The sequence below is a fragment of the Phenylobacterium sp. genome (genome assembly GCF_030698145.1).
GTDB lineage: Bacteria > Pseudomonadota > Alphaproteobacteria > Caulobacterales > Caulobacteraceae > Phenylobacterium.
Genome location: NZ_JAUYNW010000138.1, coordinates 1 through 6,658, shown reverse-complemented (window position 1 = coordinate 6,658; position 6,658 = coordinate 1). Strand labels below are relative to the sequence as shown.

Sequence of the window (6,658 nt, the reverse complement as noted above, 5' to 3'; positions counted from 1 at the left end):
GGCGCGCTCGCGGATCAGCGGCTCGAGGATCTGCAGGTTCATCGGCGAGACCGCGGGGCTGACGGTCTTGCGCTGCACGTCGTGCTTGGGCGGGTCCATGGCGATGAACATGGGCAGGGGGCCCTGGTCGCCGTCCTGGGTCGCGATGGTGATGCCGCCTTCCGAGGAGAAGGCGCCGTGGTTGGTGTCCACGGTCATGATGTCGTTGTACTTGGTGATCGACCAGAACGGGCCGTAGTCGCTCTCGGCGGTGAAGTGGACCGGGTCTTCCTTGCGGAGCCGTTCGAAGTTCCACCACATCTGGTCGGACTGGAAGAGGGCGGGCTGGGCCGGGTTCAGCTGGTCCAGCGGGGTCGCGTAGGCCTGCGCGCGGGCGTCCTTGCTGAGATCGATATTGCCGTCGCTCATGGTCGTTCCTCCGTCCCCTGGGGCGCCCCTGGCTTGAGCCAAAGATGACGCTGGCGTCAATTTTAGCGCGAAAAAGGTTACGCGTCTCCAACTGATCTACGTTCAGTCTCAGTTTTTCCACCGTTTAAAACCCACCCCGGTATCCGCACCCAGGCGCCCGATGTGGCCCAGGCGATCCTTCGGGGTCTGCGGCGGGGTTCGGCGGCGGCCTAGGCTGGCAGGCGATCCGGGGCCGTCTCGCTGCGCCGCCAGTATTCGGCCAGGCCCAGGGTCTCGGTAAGCGGGCCGAAGCGTGGATCGGCCCGCAGGCCGCTGCTCGGCGGCGTGAACAGGAAGGCCGTCTGGAGCCGCGTCGGGGGGGTGAACGACCCCTGCTGGGCCGAGTACCGCACCGACCCGATGGCGAAGCCACGTCCGAAATAATAGGCGTCGACCACGTTGTAGGCCTTGTCGACGCGGCCGAGCTCCGAGGCTACCTCGATGGCGTTCTCGGCGAAGCCCGCGCCCTTGCGCGCCGCGTCCAGGTTGCCGCGGATCGCCGCCTCGACAGCGGCGGCCGGGGCGTTGTTGGCCAGGGCGCTGGCGGTGTCCTCGATCAGCTTGAAGTTCCAGTCCGGGATCCCCGGCGGGCGGCGCACCTCGTCGCGGACCATGGCGATCGCCTGGGACGACCGGCCGGTGTGCGCCAACAGCCAGAAGCGGGTGAACCAGATCTGATAGCTGCGGGGCCAAAGGGTCATGGCCTCGTCGATGATCCGATCGCTCTCCTCCAGGCGGCCGACGGCCCAGAGCAGATAGGCCAGGCGGAACTGGACCGTGGGCTCAAGGCTCGTGCGCTTGGCGATCGGCTCCAGGGCGGCCAGCGCCTCCTTCATCCGCCCGACGCTCGCCAGGATGCGGGAGAGCGTCGTGCAGGCCTCGAACTGGTTCGGGTCGAGCTTCAGCACCTTTCGCATCGCCTCTTCGGCCGCCAGCCAGTTGCGGTAGGTCGGGATGTCGAGGGCCAGCGCGGCGTGGGCGCTGGCGTTCCTGGGGTCCAGCTCGATGGCCCGGCGGGCCGCGGCCTGGGCCCGCTGCGCGGCCACGCGCGCGGCGTCCTCGGCCAGGAAATAGAGCCCGTTCTGGTAGGCCAGGGCCAGGGCGCCCCAGCCCTCGGCGTAGTCGGGCGCCAGGGCGACGGCCTCCTTCAGGAAGCCCGTGGCCTGGGCGGTGGCCTCCACGGTGCCGATGCGGGAGGCCTCGATGCCCTTGGCGTGGAGCAGCAGCGCCGCCTCCGGGGTCTCCGGCTTGCGGCCGTAGAACCACCAGGCCCCGCCGCCGGCCGCCGCTAGGGCCGCCCCGCCGCCCAGCAGCAGGCGCCGGTCGAGCGGCGCGCGCGGTTCCGGCGGCGCCACGGCGACGGCGGCCTTCGCCGGAACGGACCGCCCAGGATCGACCAGCCGGTAGCCGACCTTGGTGATCGTCTCGAGCGTGAAGCTGCCGGCGCCGATCGTTTCGCCCAGCGACCGGATCTTGGAGATCACCCGGTTGACGGCGTCCTGGCCGACGATCCGCCCGTCCCAGCAGCTCTCGATCAGGTCGTCGCGGGAGACGATTTCGCCGTCGGCGTTGGCCAGGGCCACCAGCACCTGCATGACCCGCGGCTCCAGCCGCACCCGTCCCGAGGGGCCGATAAGCTCCCGCGTCGCGGGGCGGACCTCGACGGATCCCAGTTGGAAGGAGGGCGTGTGCGCCAGCGCGACCGTCGCTCTCTCCGTCATCCGCGCGCCCTCATCGGTCAATCATCAGTCAATCATCAGGTCGACGTCGTCGGATTACCCATAGGACGGCGTCAGCCTGCGTCTACCCGCAAAAGATGCGGGGGAACATGCTGGAGCTCGCGCCAGAACGATCAAGACCAACGCGGAGGCGGTCCCCACGGCCGCCGCGGCGATGGTGATCGCGGGCTTCAGTCGGGTCGATCCTGGGTTTCTCGGCCAGGATCGGCGCGGGGCGGTCTCCGCCCTGAAGTGGGGCGGCGTGGCATGGGGGTGCCGCGCCGCCTTGTCTTTTTCACCCGACACACGCCCACTTCGCAAGATGGCCGCGCTTGCGTGCGGCGGAGGCGTGGGAGATTGCGGATGAAGCCTTGGGGGCTTGTCCTGGCGGCGCTGCTGACCGCAACCGGCGCTTGCGCCGAGACGGTCTATGTCCGCGCCGGGCGCCTGGTGGATCCCGAAAGAGGGGTCGTCGAGACCGACCGGCTGATCAAGGTGGTCGACGGGCGGGTGGCCGCGGTCGGCGCATGGGCGCCGCCGGCCGACGGCCGGCTGATCGACTGGTCGGCCTATACCGTGCTGCCGGGCCTGCTGGACATGCACACCCACGTGGCCGACGGCTATGGGACGACCAGCGATCCCGCCGAGCCGCTGAAGCACTCGGCGACCGCCACCATCCTGAAGGGCGCAGAGACCGCCCGGGTGACGCTGCACGCCGGCTTCACCACCGTGCGCGACGCGGGCGTCTATCGCGGCCTGAGCGACGTGGCCCTGCGCGACGCCATCGAGGCGGGCCAGGTGGACGGCCCGCGCATGAAGGTCGCCGGCGCCTATATCACCGTGCCCGGCGGCGGCGGGGCGGTGACAGGCGCGGCGCCGGACGTGGTCATTCCCGCCGACTTCAAGCTGGGCGAGGTGCACGGTCCCGCCGAGGCCCGCGACCGGGTGCGCTACCTGCTCCAGCAGGGCGCGGACTTCATCAAGCTGATCGGCACGGGCGCGGTGCTGGCCATCGGCAGCGAGCCGGGCCAGCTCGAGCTCAGCGAGGAGGAGATGAAGGCCGCCTGCGACGAGGCCGCCGCCCGCGGCGCCTACTGCATCGCCCACGCCCACGGCGCGGCCGGGATCAAGGCCGCCATCCGCGCCGGAGCCCGCTCCATCGAGCACGCCTCGCTGATCGACGACGAGGGGATCGCGTTGGCCAAGGCCAGGGGCGTCTGGCTGGACATGGACATCTATGACGGCGACTGGATCGACGAGGTCGGCCGCCGCGAGGGCTGGCCCGCCGAATACCTGCGCAAGAACACCGAGACCACCGAACTGCAGCGCCAGGGCTTCCGCAAGGCGGTGAAGGCGGGCGTGAAGCTCAGCTACGGGACCGACGCCGGGGTCTATCCGCATGGGCTCAACGGACGGCAGTTCGCCTACATGGTCGGCTACGGGATGACGCCGATGCAGGCCATCCAGTCGGCGACCACGGTCGCGGCCGCCCTGCTGAGGGCAGGCGCCGACGTCGGCGCGCTGAGTCCCGGCCACTACGGCGACATGATCGCGGTCTCGGGCGATCCGCTGGCCGACATCGCAGTGCTGACCAGGGTCGCGGGCGTGATCAAGGGCGGGCGCCTGGTGAAGACACCCGCGCCCTGAGATCGGAGGTCGGTCTCAGACCAGGAGCGTGGCGACGCCCCATCCAACCAGCGCCGCGCCGCAGGCGATCCCGATCCACCGGCCGGCGGGGAACAGCTTCTCGGCCAGCACCAGGACGGCGAGCGCGGCGATCCAGGCCAGGTTCATCACCCCGCCGACGAACAACAGGGCCATCAGCATCCAGCAACAGCCGACGCAATAGGCCCCGTGCGTCACGCCGAGCCGGAGCGCGCCGGAGGCGTGCGGACGCCAATGCGTCGAGAGGAACACGGCCGGGGCGCGGCAATGGGCGAGGCACGTCTGCTTCAGCGGTGAGAGCTGATAGAGGCCCGCCGCGATCAGGACACCGCCCGAGAGCCAACGGCTTTGCGATCCCATCAGCATCTCCGAGACCAGCCCGGCGCGTTCCAGCGCCCAGTGCAAGGCGGTGGCGGCGATGGAGAAGCCAAGCCAGGCCAGAAGGTAGCCCGCGGCGAAGGCTCCTGTCGGCGCGAGCCTTTTCTCGACCTGGCCTTGCGCGATGGCGTGCCGATGCACGCGCGCATAAAGCAGGATGGTCGGCGCGGCGCTGGGCGACATCATCGCGACCATCATGACCCACCACATGGCGACCATTAGCGCCGAGGTTTCGGGGCTCCAGGCCGACGTGGCGGCGGCGGGGGCCATGTCCATGCCGGGCATGGATTGCACGCTCGCCTGAACGGCCGCCGCCTGGTGCGGGAACAACGAGAGCGTGGTCATCTCGCGCGCGCTCATGCCAAGCCCCGCGCCGGTCAGAACATGAAGCCAGGCCAGGGCGCAGAGGGTGAGAAGCCCCGCGATCGTGATCGCGCGATCACGCTTCAGCAGGCGTTCGAAGGAGGGCGCGTCGGGCATGCGCGGCCCCTCAGGCCCGCACGACGCCGTTGTTGTTGAGGTGCAGCCGGGCGAACTGGCCGTAGCTGTCCTTCATCTCGACCTGAACTGGGCCCGTGGTCTTGCTCGAGGCGCTGCCGATCTCCGCCACCGCGTATTCGAAGCCTTCCGGCAAAACGATCTGGGCGCGGGACGGAGCGCCGGACACCTTGTTGCGGATCGGCTCGCCCACCGTCTCGATATAGTCCTTCACGAAGATCCGCCCCTTGCGGCCGTCGATGTCGAGTTCGAGGTCGATCTTGGTGAAGACCGGGGGGTTCATCCTGGTCACGGTCGACGCGTAGACGGCGAACATGGTGGCGAAGGGCGCGGTGTCCTGGCCGGTCATGATCTTCAGCAGCGCCCCGCGCTGCATCTCGTCGGCGGCCTCGTCGACGAAGGCGATGGCCTCGCCGTTCCCCTCATGGATCGCGCCCGGCCATTTGAAGATCGCGGCGATCGCCAAGCCGTCGAGCCGGGTCTCGCCGTAGCGGCCCTGGTCGATCTGGATGCCGGCGACGGCGTGGCAGTGGCCCTTGTCCGGCAGGGCGTTGAATTGGCAGTTGCAGCCGTACTCGCAGGTGCAGTTGACGAGTTCCCGGCCCTTGAGTTCCCAAGGCGTCATGGCGACCTCCGTCTCTCGACGCTCAAGCGACCAATCTAGACCCTCGCGGGGCCGCAGGCCATTCGTGCGCGTTAGGCCGGGCTAGACGGCGGTCTCCGGGAACTTGGCCGGCGCCATCTTCGGCGTCAGCAGGTGGATGACCAGGACCGCCAGCAGGTAGATGCAGCCGCACACCGCGAAGATCGGCGCGTAGCCGCCGGCGGCTTCCAGCACCTGGCCGACCGACTTGGCCATGACCATGCCGCCGATCCCGCCCAGCATCCCGCCGATGCCGATCACCGAGCCGACCGCGCTGCGCGGGAACACGTCGCCGGGCAGGGTGTAGAGGTTGGCCGAGAAGGCCTGGTGGGCGGCGGCCACGAGGCCCACCACGATGGTGGCCAGCCACAGGTTGTCGATCTGCATGATGAAGAAGTAGGGCAGGGTGAACACCGCGCAGATCAGCATGGTGATCTTGCGCGAGAAGTTCAGGCTGTGGCCGTTCTTCATGAGGCGCGAGGACAGCCAGCCGCCGGCGACGCTGCCCACGTCGGAGATCAGATAGACCGCCGCCAGCACGCCGGCGAAGGTCGGGATGTCCAGCTCGAAGGTCTTCTTGAAGAAGTCCGGCAGCCAGAACAGCAGCATCCACCAGACCGGATCGATCAGGAACTTGCCCGCCGCGTAGGCCCAGGTCTCGCGCTTGCCCACGACGCTGAACCAGCCGATCTTGCGGTCGCTGTCTTCCGGGTCGGAACGGATGTGGGCGAGCTCGGCGGCGTTGACCTTGGCCTCCTTCTCAGGCGCCCGGTACATGATCAGCCAGGCCACGATCCACAGCATGCCGATTACGCCGGTGATGATGAAAGCCGCGCGCCAGCCATAGGCCAGCATGATCATGGGCGCCGCGATCGGGGTGATCACCGCGCCGATATTGGCCCCGGCGTTGAAGTTGCCGGTGGCCAGCGCGCGTTCCTTCTTGGGGAACCACTCGGTGACCGCCTTGACCCCGCCGGGGAAGTTGCCGCCTTCGCCGATCCCCAGCAGGACGCGGACCAGGAAGAACTGGTTCAGGCTGCTGGCGCCGGCATGGGCGATGTGGGCGAGCTGCCAGATGACGAAGGCCGTGGCGTAGCCGATCTTGGCGCCCACCTTGTCGACGAAGGCGCCGAATAGCAGGTAGGAGGCCGCGTAGGCCGCCTGGAAGTAGAAGACGATGTCGGCGTAGTCGGTCTCGCTCCAGCCCATCTCGTCGGACATGAAGGGCTTCAGCACGCCCAGCATCTGGCGGTCGACATAGTTGATGACCACGGCCGTGAAGAGCAGGCCGCAGATCACCCACCGGCGG

At 69.0% G+C, this 6,658-nt stretch carries 5 protein-coding genes and 1 pseudogene; 1 reads left to right on the top strand and 5 read right to left on the bottom strand.

All coding sequences use genetic code 11. The annotated features are described in order from the left end of the window. Positions 1-408 (bottom strand): annotated as a pseudogene (locus Q8Q77_RS19175) (cytochrome P450); the annotation flags it as partial. A gap of 209 nt (positions 409-617) precedes the next feature. After that, positions 618-2,168 carry a winged helix-turn-helix domain-containing protein gene (locus tag Q8Q77_RS19170; RefSeq protein WP_305585511.1) on the bottom strand — a complete coding sequence of 517 codons (1,551 nt, stop codon included), beginning with the start codon at positions 2,166-2,168 and terminating at the stop codon, positions 618-620. A gap of 360 nt (positions 2,169-2,528) precedes the next feature. On the opposite strand from Q8Q77_RS19170, the gene Q8Q77_RS19165 reads away from it, so the two are divergent. After that, on the top strand, positions 2,529-3,812 hold the full coding sequence (locus Q8Q77_RS19165; protein WP_305585510.1) for an amidohydrolase family protein: 1,284 nt from the start codon (positions 2,529-2,531) through the stop codon (positions 3,810-3,812). A gap of 15 nt (positions 3,813-3,827) precedes the next feature. Here Q8Q77_RS19165 and Q8Q77_RS19160 read toward each other — a convergent pair whose 3' ends face one another. The 3 genes from Q8Q77_RS19160 to Q8Q77_RS19150 all read right to left on the bottom strand — a co-directional run. Further along, positions 3,828-4,688, bottom strand: coding sequence for a DUF2182 domain-containing protein (locus Q8Q77_RS19160; protein ID WP_305585508.1), 861 nt, complete (start codon positions 4,686-4,688; stop codon positions 3,828-3,830). A 10-nt stretch (positions 4,689-4,698) separates the two neighbouring features. Then, on the bottom strand, positions 4,699-5,331 hold the full coding sequence (locus Q8Q77_RS19155) for a DUF1326 domain-containing protein (RefSeq protein WP_305585506.1): 633 nt from the start codon (positions 5,329-5,331) through the stop codon (positions 4,699-4,701). Positions 5,332-5,412: 81 nt separating this feature from the next. Beyond that, on the bottom strand, positions 5,413-6,658 hold a 1,246-nt coding region (locus Q8Q77_RS19150), incomplete at its 5' end, for an MFS transporter (protein ID WP_305585504.1).

Bases quoted from the DNA above. Each gene is read 5' to 3' on its own strand.
- Q8Q77_RS19155 (WP_305585506.1), bottom strand. From the start codon at position 5,331: ATGACGCCTTGGGAACTCAAGGGCCGGGAACTCGTCAACTGCACCTGC.
- Q8Q77_RS19165 (WP_305585510.1), top strand. From the start codon at position 2,529: ATGAAGCCTTGGGGGCTTGTCCTGGCGGCGCTGCTGACCGCAACCGGC.
- Q8Q77_RS19160 (WP_305585508.1), bottom strand. From the start codon at position 4,688: ATGCCCGACGCGCCCTCCTTCGAACGCCTGCTGAAGCGTGATCGCGCG.
- Q8Q77_RS19170 (WP_305585511.1), bottom strand. From the start codon at position 2,168: ATGACGGAGAGAGCGACGGTCGCGCTGGCGCACACGCCCTCCTTCCAA.